General features: G+C 37.8%; 22 protein-coding genes. 20 read left to right on the plus strand and 2 right to left on the minus strand.

The annotated features are described in order from the left end of the window. Positions 1 to 6 precede the first annotated feature (6 nt). From E7274_RS07580 to E7274_RS07610, 7 genes are all read left to right on the plus strand, one after another. Positions 7 to 1419 carry a four-carbon acid sugar kinase family protein gene (locus tag E7274_RS07580; protein ID WP_442960415.1) on the plus strand — a complete coding sequence of 471 codons (1413 nt, stop codon included), beginning with the start codon at positions 7 to 9 and terminating at the stop codon, positions 1417 to 1419. 164 nt (positions 1420 to 1583) lie between these two features. Next, a complete protein-coding gene (locus E7274_RS07585; RefSeq protein ID WP_304174976.1) occupies positions 1584 to 2261 on the plus strand; it encodes an aspartate/glutamate racemase family protein in 678 nt (225 codons plus the stop codon). Between the two features lie 39 nt (positions 2262 to 2300). Beyond that, positions 2301 to 3359, plus strand: a complete 1059-nt coding sequence (locus tag E7274_RS07590; RefSeq protein WP_304174978.1) for a DctP family TRAP transporter solute-binding subunit — start codon at positions 2301 to 2303, stop codon at positions 3357 to 3359. 61 nt (positions 3360 to 3420) lie between these two features. Then, positions 3421 to 3909, plus strand: a complete 489-nt coding sequence (locus tag E7274_RS07595) for a TRAP transporter small permease (RefSeq protein ID WP_304174980.1) — start codon at positions 3421 to 3423, stop codon at positions 3907 to 3909. A gap of 2 nt (positions 3910 to 3911) precedes the next feature. After that, a complete protein-coding gene (locus tag E7274_RS07600) occupies positions 3912 to 5189 on the plus strand; it encodes a TRAP transporter large permease (RefSeq protein WP_304174982.1) in 1278 nt (425 codons plus the stop codon). 44 nt (positions 5190 to 5233) lie between these two features. Further along, positions 5234 to 5929, plus strand: coding sequence for a FadR/GntR family transcriptional regulator (locus E7274_RS07605; protein WP_304174984.1), 696 nt, complete (start codon positions 5234 to 5236; stop codon positions 5927 to 5929). Positions 5930 to 5942: 13 nt separating this feature from the next. Beyond that, a complete protein-coding gene (locus E7274_RS07610; protein ID WP_090394125.1) occupies positions 5943 to 6752 on the plus strand; it encodes a 3-keto-5-aminohexanoate cleavage protein in 810 nt (269 codons plus the stop codon). A 55-nt stretch (positions 6753 to 6807) separates the two neighbouring features. On the opposite strand, the gene E7274_RS07615 is transcribed toward E7274_RS07610, so the two are convergent. Next, a complete protein-coding gene (locus E7274_RS07615) occupies positions 6808 to 7023 on the minus strand; it encodes a hypothetical protein (protein ID WP_083380679.1) in 216 nt (71 codons plus the stop codon). A 16-nt stretch (positions 7024 to 7039) separates the two neighbouring features. Beyond that, positions 7040 to 7237 (minus strand): PspC domain-containing protein, encoded by a 198-nt coding sequence (locus E7274_RS07620; RefSeq protein WP_090394124.1) that lies wholly within the window; start codon positions 7235 to 7237, stop codon positions 7040 to 7042. A 165-nt stretch (positions 7238 to 7402) separates the two neighbouring features. On the opposite strand from E7274_RS07620, the gene E7274_RS07625 reads away from it, so the two are divergent. The 13 genes from E7274_RS07625 (at position 7403) to E7274_RS07685 (ending at position 16890) form a co-directional block, all read left to right on the plus strand. After that, complete coding sequence (locus tag E7274_RS07625) at positions 7403 to 7897, plus strand: helix-turn-helix domain-containing protein (protein ID WP_304174986.1); 495 nt, start codon at positions 7403 to 7405, stop codon at positions 7895 to 7897. 116 nt (positions 7898 to 8013) lie between these two features. Then, on the plus strand, positions 8014 to 8331 hold the full coding sequence (gene trxA / locus E7274_RS07630; protein WP_090479963.1) for a thioredoxin: 318 nt from the start codon (positions 8014 to 8016) through the stop codon (positions 8329 to 8331). Positions 8332 to 8430: 99 nt separating this feature from the next. Further along, the gene (locus E7274_RS07635) at positions 8431 to 9009 is read left to right on the plus strand and encodes an ATP-binding cassette domain-containing protein (protein WP_304174988.1); all 579 of its coding nucleotides are present in this window, start codon (positions 8431 to 8433) and stop codon (positions 9007 to 9009) included. A gap of 75 nt (positions 9010 to 9084) precedes the next feature. After that, on the plus strand, positions 9085 to 9906 hold the full coding sequence (locus E7274_RS07640) for a hypothetical protein (RefSeq protein WP_304174990.1): 822 nt from the start codon (positions 9085 to 9087) through the stop codon (positions 9904 to 9906). Next, the gene (locus E7274_RS07645; protein WP_304174991.1) at positions 9884 to 10693 is read left to right on the plus strand and encodes a hypothetical protein; all 810 of its coding nucleotides are present in this window, start codon (positions 9884 to 9886) and stop codon (positions 10691 to 10693) included. The genes E7274_RS07640 and E7274_RS07645 overlap by 23 nt, the downstream gene beginning before the upstream one ends. Before the next feature lie 121 nt (positions 10694 to 10814). Continuing rightward, positions 10815 to 11399, plus strand: a complete 585-nt coding sequence (locus tag E7274_RS07650) for a 50S ribosomal protein L25 (RefSeq protein WP_304174993.1) — start codon at positions 10815 to 10817, stop codon at positions 11397 to 11399. Between the two features lie 130 nt (positions 11400 to 11529). Beyond that, positions 11530 to 11850, plus strand: coding sequence for a nucleotide pyrophosphohydrolase (locus tag E7274_RS07655; RefSeq protein ID WP_304174995.1), 321 nt, complete (start codon positions 11530 to 11532; stop codon positions 11848 to 11850). 88 nt (positions 11851 to 11938) lie between these two features. After that, positions 11939 to 12877 carry a DMT family transporter gene (locus E7274_RS07660; protein ID WP_304174997.1) on the plus strand — a complete coding sequence of 313 codons (939 nt, stop codon included), beginning with the start codon at positions 11939 to 11941 and terminating at the stop codon, positions 12875 to 12877. Positions 12878 to 12917: 40 nt separating this feature from the next. Next, entirely contained in the window at positions 12918 to 15056 is a 2139-nt protein-coding gene (locus tag E7274_RS07665; protein ID WP_304174999.1) for a DNA/RNA helicase domain-containing protein, read from the plus strand. A gap of 35 nt (positions 15057 to 15091) precedes the next feature. Next, entirely contained in the window at positions 15092 to 15325 is a 234-nt protein-coding gene (locus E7274_RS07670; RefSeq protein ID WP_044933843.1) for a GlsB/YeaQ/YmgE family stress response membrane protein, read from the plus strand. An 18-nt stretch (positions 15326 to 15343) separates the two neighbouring features. After that, on the plus strand, positions 15344 to 15748 hold the full coding sequence (locus E7274_RS07675) for a (deoxy)nucleoside triphosphate pyrophosphohydrolase (RefSeq protein WP_304175001.1): 405 nt from the start codon (positions 15344 to 15346) through the stop codon (positions 15746 to 15748). Next, positions 15745 to 15969 carry a hypothetical protein gene (locus E7274_RS07680; protein ID WP_304175003.1) on the plus strand — a complete coding sequence of 75 codons (225 nt, stop codon included), beginning with the start codon at positions 15745 to 15747 and terminating at the stop codon, positions 15967 to 15969. The genes E7274_RS07675 and E7274_RS07680 overlap by 4 nt, the downstream gene beginning before the upstream one ends. 72 nt (positions 15970 to 16041) lie before the next feature. Next, positions 16042 to 16890, plus strand: a complete 849-nt coding sequence (locus tag E7274_RS07685; protein ID WP_304175006.1) for an FKBP-type peptidyl-prolyl cis-trans isomerase — start codon at positions 16042 to 16044, stop codon at positions 16888 to 16890. Positions 16891 to 16917: the final 27 nt, after the last annotated feature.

The following is a 16917-nucleotide window of genomic DNA, read 5'->3' on the forward strand; positions in this document are numbered from 1 at the left end:
GAAAAAATAATAAGTGCTGATATTTTGGACTCTTTTACAAATCCTGATAGAACGACAATTGATAAACTATTGGCAGATGAGTTTTTGTCAGCAAATATAAAAATAGTTGTTTTGGATGATGATCCTACTGGCGTTCAAACGGTTCATGATGTTTCAGTTTATACAAACTGGAGTATAGAAAGCATTCGCGAGGGTTTTTCAGAGAATAATCGTCTTTTCTTCATACTGACAAATTCACGTGGATTTACCGAGGAACAAACACGGAAAGCACATATAGAAATCGCAGAAAATGTTAATAAAGTAGCGAAGGAATTCAACTGTGATTATATAATTATATCTCGTGGAGATTCTACTTTAAGAGGTCATTATCCTTTAGAAACACAATTGCTAAAAGAAGTTTCAGAGGAAAATGGCGTAGCCATTGATGGAGAAATTATATGTCCTTATTTCAAAGAGGGCGGACGGTTCACAATTAACGATGTTCATTATGTAAAATATGGTAATGAGCTTGTACCAGCAGCACAAACCGAATTCGCTAAGGATGAAACTTTTGGATATGCAAAGAGCAATCTATGTGAATATGTGGAAGAAAAGACAAAAGGAGCATTCACTGCAAATTCATGTAAATCTATTTCTTTGGAACAATTGAAAAACTGTAAGTACGATGAAATAGAAGCGATACTTATGGATTCTAAAGATTTTAACAAAATAATTGTTAATGCGATAAGTGATGAGGATGTAGAAGTTTTTGCAATTGCGTTGTATCGAGCAATGAAAAAGGGGAAACATTTTGTTATACGATGCGCAGCTGCACTAGTTAAAGCTATTGGTAATGTAAGTGACAAACCAATACTCACTAGAGAAGAATTGCGTTCATCTGATAATTCTGCTGGTGGGATAATAGTTGTAGGAAGTCATACAAAAAAGACTACTGCACAATTGGAAAAATTAAAGGGAATAAAAGGTATTGAATTCATAGAGATGGATTCAGATTTAGTCTTAGAATCAGGAGCACTTGAGAAAGAGGTAGACAACATCCTATGTAAGGAAGAAGAGCTCTTGAAAAAAGGGATTACTGTGTGTGTTTCTACAAAGCGAAACTTGCTTAAAGTAGATAATGATACCCCAGAGGAGGCCTTACTAAGATCGATAAAAATAAGTGATGCGTTAAAGGACTGTGTTGGCAGATTAACGGTAAAACCATCCTTTATTGTTGCAAAGGGAGGAATTACCTCAAGCGACGTAGGAATCAAGGCATTACAAGTAAAAAAGGCTATAGTGATGGGGCAAATACAGCCAGGAGTTCCTGTGTGGAAAACAGGAAATGAATCAAAGTTTGCGGATATTCCGTATGTGATTTTCCCTGGAAATGTTGGGGCTGAAAACACTTTAAAAGAAGCAGTGTCAACTTTAATTTAATAGTAAAGATGTAACATCCTATGTTTTGTAATCAATTAACAAAACATAGGATGTTTTCTTATTTGTTTTTGCTAATTTACACAAATGTGATAATGTGTAAGAATTGAATTAAGCAAACATAGGATGTTCAATAGCAAGTTAAAAAGAAAGGAGAATAATAATCAATGAAAGTAGGACTGGTATATACAAGTACTACGCCAGAGCTAATTGAACTCGTAGAAGAAGAGGTAAAAAAGCAATTAGGTGAGGATGTGGAACTGTATAGCATTCAAGACCCATCGATTCTTGCAGATACTCGAGATGCAGGGTATGTAACAACAAATGCAGCTGCTAGACTTATAACAATGTATATGCAGGCAGCACAAGAGGGATGCGATGCAATTATTAATCTTTGCTCATCAGTTGGGGAGGTCGCGGATAGCGCACAGGATGTAGCTAATTATATTGGAGTCCCTATTGTAAGGGTAGATGAAGAAATGTGTCGAGATGCGGTGAGAAGTGGCACTCGAGTAGGGGTTATGGCAACTTTGCCAACAACATTAGAACCTACAAAGAATACTATTAAAAGAATGAGCCGTGAATGTGGAAAACATGTTGAGCTGGTGGACTGCTTGGTAGAAGGAGCTTTTGGTTTAAATCAAGAAGAGTTTAAACAAAGAATGGCTGATTCAGCTAAACAAATAGCAGACAAGGTTGACGTAATTGTTTTTGCACAGGGAAGCATGGCGTACTGCGAGGAATATATTGAAAAATTATTTGGGGTAAAAGTTGTTTCAAGTCCTCGTTTTGGAGCAAAAGAATTGAAGAAGGCACTAATAAAAAAAGGTTGTATAGCAGAGTAACAGTGTGAAATGAATGGGGTTAAATAAAGGAGAAAAGTTATGCATAAAAAATTATTATCTTTAATAGTTGTTGCAACAATGGGGTTATCTTTAATGGCTTGTGGTTCAAATTCTGGCACTACTGCAGAAGCAGGGACAAGCGATACAACTACATCTGAAAGTGAAGCAAGTGGCGATATGCCAGAGGTTACAATTAAATTAGGATTCTCAACAAACGAGGAGGATCCTAGAGCTAAAGCAGCTACTCAGTTTAAGGAAGAAGTTGAAGAAAAAACAGGAGGAGCTGTTACAGTTGAATTATATCCATCAGGACAGCTTGGTGGAGATGCAGATTTAATAAATTCAATTTCATTGGATTCAGGTACAGTAGATGTCATTATCACTGATGCATCAAACTTTGCAACATATGAGCCATTGATGGGAATCTCAGCATTGCCATTCCAGTTTGAAGATTTTGATGAAGCCTGGGCATTTATGGATAGTGACATAGAAGCAGAGGCAGAAGCTGGACTTATAGATCAGAACATGAGAGTACTGGCTCATTATTGTAATGGTTTCCGTTGTGTTACAAATAGTAAGGGGCCTATCGAATCACCAGATGATATGAAAGGATTACTAATTCGTACCCCAGAGAATCCTGTTATTATGTCTACAATGACAGCGCTTGGAGCAAATCCTCAGCCTTTATCATTCGCTGAGTTATATCAGGCATTACAGCAGGGCACATATGATGCACAGGAAAATCCTATTCCAGTAATTTACAATAACAATTTGTACGAGGTACAGGAATATTTATCAGTTACAAATCATATTTACTCAGGTATGTGCTTCACAATTGCTGAAAGCACATGGCAGAAATTATCAGCAGAGGAACAGGAAATTGTTGAGGCAGCGGCAAAATCTTCTGCAGATTATGATAGAGAGTTAAACAAACAGCAGACAGAAGACTTGGTAGCAGAACTAGAAGCAGCAGGAATGAAGATTAATTATCCAGATCTCGAACCATTCGCAGAAGCTACAGAATCAGTTCTTACAGACAATGCTTCAACATACGGTGATTTATTAACAGAGTTGGAGTCTTGGAAGGCATCAAGATAATTAATAGATTACGTATAAATGTAGGGCAGCAATAGCTGCCCTATATAAAAGGAGTAATGTCATGATAAAAGCGAAAGAGTGGATGGAAAAGATATCAATTGTCATTTCTTCGGTAATGACAGCTGCTATGATAATCATACTATTTGTTAATGTTGTTTTACGTTATATACCAGGGATTGGCGGATTCAAGTGGTATATGGAATCAAGCCAGTACCTAAATGTTTGGGCAATGCTTTTAATTGGTGCTCAAATTACAGTTACAGGAACACACTTAAAAGTAGAAGTGCTAGATTCCTTAGTTGCAAATAATAAGTTGGCGACAAAAGTTGTTAAGGTTATCAGAGGAATTTTTATTACATTATTCTACTTAGCAATTGCATATAGCGGATGGATGCTTGCATCCAAAGCAAAACAAGCTATTTCTACAATGCCTTCTTTTACAATGGGACAGGTATATATAATGTTTCCAATTGCTGGAATAATATGTGCGGTGGCTTCAGTGATAAACATTATTATAGTGATACTAGATAATGAGAAGGGGGGAGAATAGGCATGATTGCTTGGCTATTAATATCATTTTTTGTTTTGTTATTTATGGGTGTGCCTATTGCGATGGCACTTGGTTTATCAGCAATCGGTGGCATACTTTTTATGGGCGGTGGAAATATTGTTACGGTTTCTCAGAGAGCCTTTGAGGGAATGAACAGCTTTACATTATTAGCTATTCCTCTATATACCTTTGCTGGGTTTACCATGAGCAAGGGTGGTATTTCAAAACGTTTGATGGATTTCTGCTATTCAATAGTTGGTCATATCACAGGTGGTTTAGCCCACGTGAATGTCTTGTCTTCAATGATATTCGCAGGAATATCAGGATCTGCTGTAGCAGACACAGCAGGTGTTTCTGGAATGTTTATGCCAGAGATGGTGAAGAAAGGATATTCAAAAAAATTTACAACATCTGTAACGGCAATATCTTCAACTATAGGTATTATCATTCCTCCTTCAATTCCTATGGTTGTAATTGCTGGAATCTGTGGTATATCAACAGGAAAGCTGTTTTTAGGAGGAATTTTACCAGGAATAATTCTGGGACTTGCACAAATGGTAGTGTCATATTTTATTGCAAAAAAAGAGGGCGTACCAAAGGAACCTGGAAAGTTTTCGATTAAAGAAGTAGGAAAGGGATTTATAGGAAGTTTACCAGCACTATTAATGCCAATTATCATTGTAGGAACAATTATAACGGGTATCGTTAGTCCAACTGAGGCTGGTGTAATAGCAGTTGTATATGGTCTTTTTGCAGGGGGAATTATTTACAAAGAACTTAAATGGGAAGATATAAAATTTGCAATGGTAGAGACAGTAAAGACCAGTGGAAAAATCTTTATTGTAATAGCAGCTGCAAAGCTTTATACAGTAATGCTTACTACTGCAGGATTTGATAAGTGGCTTGCAGGTAAGATGCTTGGATTTACAACAAATCCAACTATCATCCTTATTATGATTCTTCTAATATTCTTCATTGTTACAATGTTCATGGAGTCAATTGCTACTTTGACATTGTTTATGCCTATACTATATCCAATTGCAACAAATGTAGGAATTGATCCAATAGTAATGAGTGTGTTAATTACTGTAGTAATAGGAGTTGGCCTAGTTACGCCACCTGTTGGAATGTGTATATATGTAGCATGCGATTTGATGAATCTAAAGGTTGGAGAAGTGTTCCCTAAACTATGTCCATTTTTATTCGCAACGCTATTATGCATAATTCTTTTCATTGCATGCCCATGGCTAATAACCGCGCCAGGCTTGCTGATGAAATAGCTAAAGAAGTATACTATAAAGAAAAAGCATAGGAGTATTAATTAATGGGGATGAATGAGAACAATAAAGTATCTGTAGTAGATATGGTTTTGGATGGTATTATTTCCGACATTATAGAGGGACGACTCAACCCTGGAGATAAAATTCCAACGGAACCTGAATTGTGTAAGCGTTTCGGAGCAGGAAGAAATTCGGTGCGTGAGGCAATAAAAAAGTTAGAGGCTAATGGAATATTATATATAAAGCGCGCAGATGGGACTTTCGTATCTGAAAACTATAATCACAAGATGTTAGACCCTATGCTTTATAGCATTATTCTCAAGAAGAATAGTTGGCATGATTTTGTGGATTTAAGGTTCGTAATTGATATAGGAACTTTGCAGTATATAATCAATGAAATTAATAAGGACGAAAAATTCAATGATGTGAGAAAAGTACTGCTACAAATGGAAGCAGAGCTTTGTGAAGAGAATCCTGATATAGATACGCTTTTGGAACTAGACAGAAAATTTCATTCTATTCTAGTAGAAAAAGCAAACAATCCACAATTAATAACGATTACCGATTATATAACTCGTCTTACGCTCCCTTCAAGAAGAGCCACGATTGAAAAAATAATATCTGATGGGCAAACAGATGAATTTATAAGTTTGCACCGTCAAATGTTAGAGGTAGTTGAAAAGAAGGAGGCAGATAAGGTAGTAGAGACAGTTATGAATCATTACAAATACTGGAAATAACGTGAGGTATCAAATGAATAAAGTTATGATTTCGGTTGCACCTGTGGATGCGGCTGATACTAGTTATGATGCTAGAGCTATAGCAGACGATGTAATAGAATGCTATAAGTTGGGAGCATCGATGGTTCATTTACATGTTAGAGATGAGCATGGAAGGCTCACACCTGATATGTCACTTTTGCAGGAGACTGTTGAATACATTAAAGAAGCCTGTGACATTGTGATAGAAATCTCCACTGGTGGAGTGTCAGATTTGACCATAGAAGAAAGATGCCAACCATGTTATGCTTCATATGTTGAGGCAACAAGTTTAAATGTTGGCTCAGTCAATCTGGGAGAAGCGGTTTACCAAAACCCAATAAACGATGTAGAGTACTGCGTTGATAAAATCCTCAAGAATAATAAAAGACCGGAGATTGAGGTGTTTGAATTAGGTATGGTAAATACAGTTAAGGAGTTAGATAAAAAGTTTAATTTTACAAAACCTATTTGCTTTGCATTGGTGTTTGGTCACGGAGGCGAAATGCCTGCTACAAAAGAAGCATTTCATCATATGAAATCATATCTATATGAATTATTTGATGAAGATGATGTTCGTTGGGGATATACCCAAGCACATAGAAAAGATTGGGATATGATGGGGTATGCACTGGATAATGGTGCACATTCTCTCAGAGTTGGATTTGAAGACTCACACCATTTGTCATGGAACAAAGTGGCAAAGACAAATGCAGAAATTGTTAAAGCTGCAGTAGATTTAGTAAAAGAAAAAGGTATGGAGCCTATGACTCCAGCTGAAGTAAGAGAAATGTTTAAAATATGAAAGTAAAAAGGGCACTGGTTACAGTGCCTTTTTTAGTTCAATAAAGATTTTGTAGTTAATCAACTGCACCTGCAATCAGTGAAATCACACCTACTGCGATTAGTATTGGCAAAGCCAAATACATCAATCCGCCAAATACAAGTGCTAACAAAAACAATGGTAAGAAGACGATATAAAGCATAATTTTAAAAATGCCCCATGTAGCTCTAAAAGCTAAACCAATCATCTTTCCAAAAACCATGAAAAATAAAATTCCAAATAAAACTGACATAACAATGCCTCCTTTGTTATACAACGTCTACTGGATTATCATCCATTACAAGAGCTGCAACGATGTAGATGATAATTCCGCTTCCACCTGCAAGTGTAACTGCTGCCCAAATCAATCTTACAAGTGTTGGATCTACATCAAAGTATTCTGCGATTCCGGCGCAAACGCCACAAATCTTTTTATTGTTGCTTTTGTATAATCTTTTTCCGTTCATATTAAGTACCTTCCCTTTCTATAAATAAGTGGTTTGTTTGATTTCTTACTTAGATTTTACATTTATATTTCTTACTAATATATCACTATTTTGGCAAATCAATATATGCTATTTTTCTTTTTTAGCAAAATAGATATAATGATTTTAAATAGGAGGATGATACTGATGGGAAGAAAATCAATTAGAGAAGACAAAAGTGTATATTTCAAGGCTCGTGAGGAAGCTGGACTTACAAGAGTTCAGGCTAGCGAATTGATAGGTTCGATGACAGAAAGTCGTCTTGAAAAAATCGAAACTGGTAAGGTTGCAATCTATCCGGAAGATGTTGTGGATTTGGCAAACGCATACAAGCGCCAGGATTTATGCAACTATTACTGCACTCATCAGTGTAAAATCGGCCAGGAAACAGTCCCTGAGGTGAAGATGTCATCTCTGCCTGAGATTGTACTTGGTATGTTGTCCGCGTTGAATTCTCTCAACAATCAGAAAGAGCGTTTCATTGATATCACTGCCGACGGTATAATCTCTGATGATGAAATTGATGATTTTCTTGCGATTCAAAAGCAACTTGAGCAAATCGATTTGACTGTGGAATCGCTCAAGCTTTGGGTATCAAAAATGATTTCCGAGGGAAAAATCAATAAAGATAAGCTTACTTAGTCAGGTTTTTCTGACTAAGCAAGTTATTTTTGCGTACTTGATATAATTTCCGTACCACATATAATGTTCTTATCAGCTGATTAAAAGAAAGATGATTAGAATAGTGAGGTACGATTATGGAATATGTATTTACATCAGATAACTTTAATTCGGAAGTATTAAACAGTGACAAGCCTGTTCTTATAGACTTTTACGCAAACTGGTGCATGCCATGCAAAATGATGGGGCCAGCAGTGAAAAAGATTTCAGAAGAATATGATGGAAGAGCAAAAGTTGGCAAGGTCAATGTAGATGAGCAGCCAGAACTAGCTAGTCAATTCAATGTGAGAAGCATTCCATTTTTTGCAATCGTCAAAGATGGTAAGCTAGTAGACAGCGCCCTTGGCGCAATGCCAAAGGCTGCTCTTGAGGAAAAATTGAATAAGGTCCTCTAATCGTTTGATGAATACATCACATAGACATTCGTTACTGATACTGATTTGTGGTAAAATTTAGTAAGTTAGGTCGAAAATAATGAGATGGGGTTAAACAAAATGACAATCATACTAGAAAACATTAGCAAATCATATGATGGTAACAAGGTTCTGGAGAATCTTAATGTGGAAATAGAAGATGGCAGATGCTATGCATTTGTTGGGCCTAAGGGGTCAGGCAAGACTACAGCTCTTAAAATCTTTATGGGGATGGAGAAACCGGATGAGGGAAAAGTGTGTAGGATGGGAGATTACAAGTATCCTACTTTACAAAGCGCATATGTTTCCCAGGATGGCCAGCTAAATCTGAAGAAGGATGCCATCTGGAATGTAAAGAAGGCGCACAGATGGGCCAGCAAAGGAAGAGCCATAGAGGAACTGACCCGCTTTATAGAGCCAGCTAGGCAGAGCATTCCAGTGTCGGAATTATCTGTGCCAGAGCGCAGGTTGGTGGAGCTTGTAAAGGCCTTGTTTACACCAGCGGATTTTATAGTGCTGGATTCTCCATTTGAAGGGATGGACGCTGACACCAAGCAAAAGACCATAGATTATCTGCTAGATATAAAGGGCAGCAGACCGCTAATTATTGCCCAGGAAGATCCTGAGGGACTGGATTTTGCCAGAAAGGTTTGCTTGTAGAAAAATAATGAAAAATAGCATCTTATTTGACGTGCGACAAATAAGATGCTATTTTATATTTAGGAGGACGACAGTATGGATACAAAGATAATCCTAGATAAACAAGATATGACTCATCTTCAATGGTCTCATACTAGGTCATCTAGTGGTACAGCCGGAACATTTTTGAAAGCTTCAGAGCGAGTGCATGGGAAAAAAGTTTATTATAAGCTTTCCAATTTTGATAGTGAAAAAGGTATTGTTGGGCACGAGTGTGTAAATGAAATTATTGTAGATAGATTGCTGACGATACTTGGAGTGGAACATTTGCATTATCAGCTTATACATGCAGATGTTGATATTGATGGTCATATTTATGAAACATGGCTTTGTGCTTCTGAGGATTTTAAAGAGCCAGGAGAAACAAAGGTTGCACTAGACAACTATTATCAGGTTAATAGTGAAGCAAAAACGAGCCACTACGATTTTTGTGTTCAGAATGGATGGCAGGGCTATATCGATACTATGCTTGCTGTAGATTATTTGATCATGAATCGAGATAGACATGGTGCAAACATAGAGGTTCTCAGAAATGCCAGAAAAAAAACGCTTAGAATAGCGCCTTTGTTTGACCATGGGTTGTCTTTCTTATGTTCATGTTTTAGTGAAAAAGAAATTGCTGAGTTTGATATTGATGTAGATAGAAAATGTCAAAACTTCATTGGCGGCAGGTCGACACTTGAAAATCTTGATTTGATAAAAGATAAGAAAAATTTGTTTTCAAACAGTATTGCTTTAGACACAAAGGAAGTGCTTTTCAAAGATTTGAATCGGGTTTTATCCGTTGAGCATATGGAAAAGATTTGGAATATGCTTTATAAAAGGTGGTGTTATTATGAGAGTATTTGCAATTCATGATGATGAAATAGACAAAAACAATCCAATAGGAATGTTGTTGTATTATGAGCGTTCAAATCATTTTATAATAGAGCTTTGTGAATGTTTGGATGAATGGAATGCCCCATTGTTATTTGCTTCGTTTGTAAAGAAAGGAATATTTACTATTCCGCATCAGTACGCAAAACTATGGGTCGAAGAAAGGGTAATTCCATCTGGCAGACAGAATATTGGAATGATTCTTAAGAATGCAAAGCTCACTAAATATGATGAATGTAAATTGCTGTGGCTCAGTAGAGGAAAATCTTCTCAGGATTCATGCTATTTAAAGGATGTAAAAGAAGAGGAGATACCTGAATGGCTTGTAGCAAGGCAGGCTGATAATATTTATGAAAGTTTTCCATACATGGATGGAAGAATAATATGCCTTTTGAAAAACGACACATCGATGGAGGTGGATTTAACTAAGTGCATTGATGAGGTGCCTAAGCTTTATTCGGTTATCAAAAATGAGAGACTGATGTCAAGTCTCACAGTTGATTCTGGCGGATATGGGATAACCTTTAATGGCAATATATTTGTAGAAAAGCGTATCCTGGTTGAAAACGGAGTGGTTTTACCGATATATGCAAAGGTTTTCGATGCATTTGCAAAACACTGTGTTATAAATACGACAGAAGCGTGTGATATATTGGAGTGTACAAGGCAGAACCTGGGTTATTTTGTGAAACAAGAATTACTGCATCCAATTAAGACTGATTGGAAAGAGAATGTTTTCCTAAAAGGAGAAGTAACAAGTAACACTTGACTATTTAATAAAAGAGGACTATAACAGAGTCGAACACGAGAAACAAACGAAACGCCAATTGAATATCGACATTCCGCAAATTTCCCTGCTCAAATATTTGTATTTTAGGAGGAAGAGACAAATGGATACTTACAGAGTACAAAGACGTGACATGGAAAAGAAGGCAAAGAGGTTGAGAAGAGAAGGCTACGTTACAGGTAACCTGTTCGGTAAGGATATCGAACAATCAATCCCACTCCAGTTCGAGGTTAAAGAGGCTGAGGCGCTCAGAAAGAGCAAGCACACTCAGATGACTCTGGATTTGGAAGGAAAGAAGTACAATGTGTTACTTAAGGAACTACACTATGATGCAGCTAAGCATCAGATTGTAGAGATGGATTTCCAGGAGCTTGTTAAGGGCGAGGTTATCCACGCAACAGCAGAAGTTGTTCTTGAAAACAAGGAAGCTGTTACAGAAGGTGTTTTAGAGCAGCTCGTTTCGGAGGTAGCATACAAAGCAAAGGCCGAAGATGTAGTTGAGAAGATTGAAATAGACTGCAGCTCACTGAGACTTGGTGATACAGTAACTGTTGCAGATCTTGCTATTTCAAAGAACAAGAAAGTTGATGTAACCACAAACGCTGACCAGGTAGTTGTTGAGGTTATTGCATCAAAGAACCAGGTTGCTGATGCTGAGGATGAGGATTCTGAGCAGGCAGCTTCATAGAAGATATGATTTTAGGGAGTCTCCGTTGGAGGCTCCTTTTTTGAAGGGATGGATAAGAAAATAGAGTGCCATAAAAAGTACCACTGTGCTATACTAGCATTGTTAGAAAACACAAGAAAAGGGATATGTTATGACACAGGAAACTATAGATCGTATAAGAAAAATGACAATAGATCGTGATTGGGACCAGTTCCACTCACCAGCAAACTTGGCAAAGTCTATTTCCATCGAAGCAAATGAATTGCTTGAGTGCTTCCAGTGGAGCGACGATGATTACGATATCAACCATGTGAAGGAAGAGCTTGCAGATGTAATCGTGTATTGCAGAAACATGCTTGATAAGCTGGGCCTTGATGAGGATGAAATCGTAAATGCGAAGATGGACAAGAACGAGGCAAAGTATCCAGTGGAGAAGTCCAAGGGAAGCAATAAGAAATATAATGAATTATAAGAATAAGGCTGCACTTTTTGTGCAGTCATCTTTTTAAGCGGGGAAGAGTATTTGAAAAAGAAAAATGATTAAAGAGAGAAATTGTTAATTGGAATCAATAAAGAAAAATAAAGTATCACTTAGTAATAAATATGTTGTTTGTGCTTTAGCTATAGTTTGTTGCTTGCTATGGGGCAGCGCATTCCCTAGCATCAAAATCGGATATCGTATTTTCGGAGTGGATGCAGCAGATTCAATGTCACAGATTTTATTTGCAGGAATTAGATTTTCGCTTGCAGGAGTGCTGGCGGTAATCTTTGGAAGCATTTCACAGAAGAAGGTTTTAGTACCAAAGGCAAGCTCATGGAAAATGATATGCACACTTAGCATTTTTCAAACCATATTGCAGTACTTTTTCTTTTATATAGGCCTGGCACATGCTTCAGGAGTCAACGCATCAATCATTAATGGAATGAGCACATTCTTTGCAATCCTGCTGGCATGCCTGGTGAAAAAGCAGGAGCACATGACAGTCAGCAAATTGACAGGATGCATCCTTGGAGCAATCGGAGTAATCCTTGTAAGTTTGAGCAGCGGCAGCATCGGAACTGGCATCGCTTTTAATGGTGAAGGATTCATCCTCATTGCATCTGTATCCTATGCCGTATCTTCAGTGCTGATAAAGGAGTATTCTCAGCATGAGAACCCGGTAACACTTAGCGGATACCAGTTTATCATCGGCGGCATAGTGATGATAGCAGTTGGCTTGGCAGGCGGCGGTAGACTTCACCAATCATCCGGCCAGGGAATTCTTTTGATAGTATACCTAGCTTTGGTTTCATCAGTTGCCTATTCAGTGTGGGGACTTTTGCTGAAGTACAATCCATTTTCTACCGTTACCGTATACGGATTTACGAATCCAATCTTTGGCGCGCTGCTATCAGCCATTTTCCTGAGAGAGTGGGAAAATATTTCGTGGAAATCATTGGTGGCGCTGGCGCTTGTAAGTGCGGGTATTTATATTGTTAATAGTGGGAAGATGAAATAAAGAATATTTATGATAAGAAATAGAATGAGGGGATTGTTCGATGAATAAAAGTAGTCGTTGTTTATACAATGGTTCTTTTGAAGAATTTTTGAATGAGACAGAAGAGTCTATTTTAGGAACAATATGTCAGAATTATCATGGAGATATAGGAACAACTTCGAGAAATGCTTGGGTTGATGAAATATCTATTATGAAAAATATTATATCTGAATTTAGAGTGCCAAATAGTCAGATCATTTTTGAATATGATATTCCACGTTTAGGAAAAAGAATAGATGTGGTCCTTTTGCTTAGGGGAATTATTTTTTGCTTGGAGTTTAAAGTTGGCGAAAAGCATATTCTTGAAGCAGATGTTGATCAAGTTCTTGATTATGCTTTAGATTTAAATAATTTTCATAAGTACAGTCAGAATAAGGTGATAGTACCTATTCTTGTTGCTACCAAGCATAATGGAGCATCAAGCGTTATACAGCCATCTGGATATACGGATCGAGTGATGAATCCTTTAATGACAGGAACCGAAGGGTTATATAGTTTAATATCTATGGCACTGAACTCATTTCCAAAAGAAGAAGCCATAAATGAAAAATGGATTAATAGCCCATATGCTCCAACGCCTACAATAATAGAAGCTGCAAGATCTCTTTATGAAAATCATTCAGTTGAAGATATAACTAGACATGAGGCTGATAAGGTATATACAGACAAAACGATAGCATATGTTCTTGATGTTATTCATAAGAGCAAAGCTAAGGGCGAAAAAAGTATTTGTTTTGTTACTGGAGTACCGGGAGCTGGAAAAACTTTGGTAGGTTTAGATGTTGCAGTTAAACAAACATATCAAGGTGGTGATTCTCCAGTTGATGATGAAGGCGCAGTATATTTGTCAGGAAATGGTCCATTAGTAGCTGTACTTACAGAGGCACTAGCAAGAGATAATTATGAGAAGTGTAAGGCGCTAAATCAAAAGAAAACCAAGACAGATTCAAAACGAGAAGTTGGTAAATCGATACAAATGATTCATAGATATCGAGACAATATGCTACATAAAATAAAGAATCCTGTTGAAAATGGAAAGCTTGAAATCGATCCAGAAAAGGCTGAACGTAATGATACAGCAGGTTTTGGAGAAGTCGAACATGTAGCTATTTTTGATGAGGCACAACGAGCATGGACACATGAACGTTTGGCGGCATATTTAAAGAGAGGAGGTACTTACGGTAATAAACTAAAAGTGCCTAATTTCCCTGTTTCGGAAGCAGCATTTTTAATATGGTCTCTAGATCAAAGAGAAGACTGGGCAACTATTATTTGTCTTGTTGGTGGTGGACAGGAAATTAATACAGGTGAGGCAGGTATCTCAGAGTGGATTAATGCTATTAATGAGCATTTTCCACACTGGAAGGTATATATATCACCAATGCTCACTGAGCCTGAGTATGCGGAGGGAAAGGTAAACGAATTATTGGAAGTAAACAATAATGTAACTTTTTCAGATGATTTGCATTTAAAGGTGTCCCTTCGCTCATATAGAGCAGAAAAGCTATCAGCATTTGTACATTCCGTTTTGACTTTTAATCCTAATGCAAAAAATATATATGAGGAAATAAAAGACAATTATCCAATTGTTTTAACAAGAGACATGGATAAGGCACGAGAATGGTTACATAAAAAAGTTAGAGGTACAGAACGTACTGGGGTTTTAGTTACAAAGGAAGCGGCACGTTTTAAACCTTTGGCTATTCATATCCTAGAGACAGGAGATGAAAATGCCGTTCATTGGTTCTTGGAAGATAAAGATGATACAAGATCGTCAAATTATCTTGAAGACGCGGCTACTGAAATTCAGGTTCAAGGATTAGAACTAGACTATACATGCCTTCTTTGGGATGCAGATATGAGATATGATAATGGTAAATGGAGATATTATCGTTTTAATGGAAGCACTAAATGGATAGAAAGGACCGGTAAAAGCGAGAAAGAACAGGAGCAGATGAAATATATGCTTAATGCTTACAGAGTCTTACTTACTCGTGCGAGAGCAGGAATGGTAATTTGTGTGCCTAAAGGTAATTCAAATATGACACCTAGTGGCTTTTATGAAGATAATACTCGTTTGCCTGAGTTTTATGATGGAACATATGAGTATTTGAAAAGTGTTGGATTGATGGAGATTTAATATAAATATCGCATACTATATGGAGGTTATAATTTATGAGTTTAATATTTGGACTATTATTTGGAGCATTAGCAGGCTTTATCGCTAGCTTTATTATGGGAGAAAAGTCTGGATGGATTAAGAATATAATCCTCGGTATTGCTGGAGGATTTGTAGGAGGATTTGCATTCGATATTCTAGGACTATCAGCTAGCGGGCAGTTCGGAAGTCTTATTGTATCTGTGGTAGGTGCATGTATCTGTATTTGGTTGGGTAGAAGATTATTCTAGTATCGAAAAGGAATTCATATGAAAACAGTACGTGTAGTTGCAGCAGTCATAAAAGCTGAAAATGAGAAAGGCCAGCCTATTATATTTGCCACCCAAAGAGGATATGGTGAATACAAAGATGGCTGGGAATTTCCTGGTGGAAAAATCGAAGAAGGTGAAACTCCTCAGCAAGCTTTAAAGCGAGAGATTATGGAGGAGTTGGATACAGAAATCAGTATTGGTGAGTTAATCGATACTATTGAGTATGACTATCCAACATTTCATTTATCAATGGATTGCTTCTGGTCTGAAATTGTAAAAGGTGATTTGGTTCTCAAGGAACACGAAGCAGCTAAGTGGTTGACTAAGGAGCAGCTTGGCGACGTGGATTGGTTACCAGCGGATATTACTTTGATAGACAAGATACGTGGAGAATTACTATGACCTACAAACTAAAGAAAATCCTAGAAGCAGATTATGGATGTGAAGAGCGACCTGCAGGTTACGTGCCGCAGGTCCTTGTGATATTACAAGATGAGGCCGGCAACCAAATTGAGCGCGAAGTCCCTGATTCTGATTTGTATAAGAGAGATATCAATGAAGGTGATTTAGTGTACTTCGACGAGGCGGGCCAGATTCAGAAGGGAGCAAATGAAAAGCATTAAAGCGTAGTCATTTGCTTAATACTCCTTTTGCAGTTATAATAGCAAGGATTTTGTTTTTAAAAGGAGTATATAATGAGAATAGCAGTTACATATGAAAATGGTCAGGTGTTCCAGCACTTCGGGCACACTGAGCAGTTTAAGATTTACGAAGTAGAAGATGGCAAGGTTGTTTCATCAGAGGTTATCGGTTCTGATGGACAGGGCCATGGTGCCTTAGCTGGTCTTCTTAGCAACAATTCAATCGACGTACTTATCTGCGGCGGTATCGGTGGCGGAGCTCAGGCAGCTCTTAGCGAGTGCGGAATTGAGCTTTGCGCTGGTGCTTCAGGAGATACAGATGCAGCAGTTGAGGCATACCTTAAGGGTGAGCTTATCAACTCTGGTGTAAATTGCAATCACCATGGCGAGGGTCACACATGTGGTGATCACGAGGAAGGACATAGCTGTGGCGGTCACTCTGGTTGTGGCGGATGCCATTCTGAGCCAGAGTTCGAGGGCAAGAATGTAGGCAAGACATGCCGCACACACTACAGAGGTACATTCAACGATGGCACACAGTTTGATTCATCATACGACAGAGGCGAGCCACTTGAATTCGTTTGTGGCGCAGGAATGATGATTAAGGGCTTTGACAAGGCTGTTGCAAACATGGAAGTTGGCGAAAAGGTTGATATTCACCTTATGCCAGAGGAAGCTTATGGCCAGCGTGACGAGGAAGCAGTTTTCACAATTGAAATTGCACAGCTTCCTGGTTCAGAAAACTTAGAAGTAGACCAGCAGGTATACTTACAGGATCCATATGGCAGACCATTCCCAGTAAAGGTTGTTGCAAAGGATGATACAAACATCACTCTTGATGCAAACCACGAAATGGCCGGCAAAGAACTCAACTTTACAATTGAGCTTGTAGAGGTAAAATAACACACAATAGAGCGGTGCTTGGCACCG

It is taken from the genome of Pseudobutyrivibrio ruminis (assembly GCF_015057245.1).
In the GTDB taxonomy this organism is placed as follows: Bacteria; Bacillota; Clostridia; order Lachnospirales; family Lachnospiraceae; genus Pseudobutyrivibrio; species Pseudobutyrivibrio ruminis_E.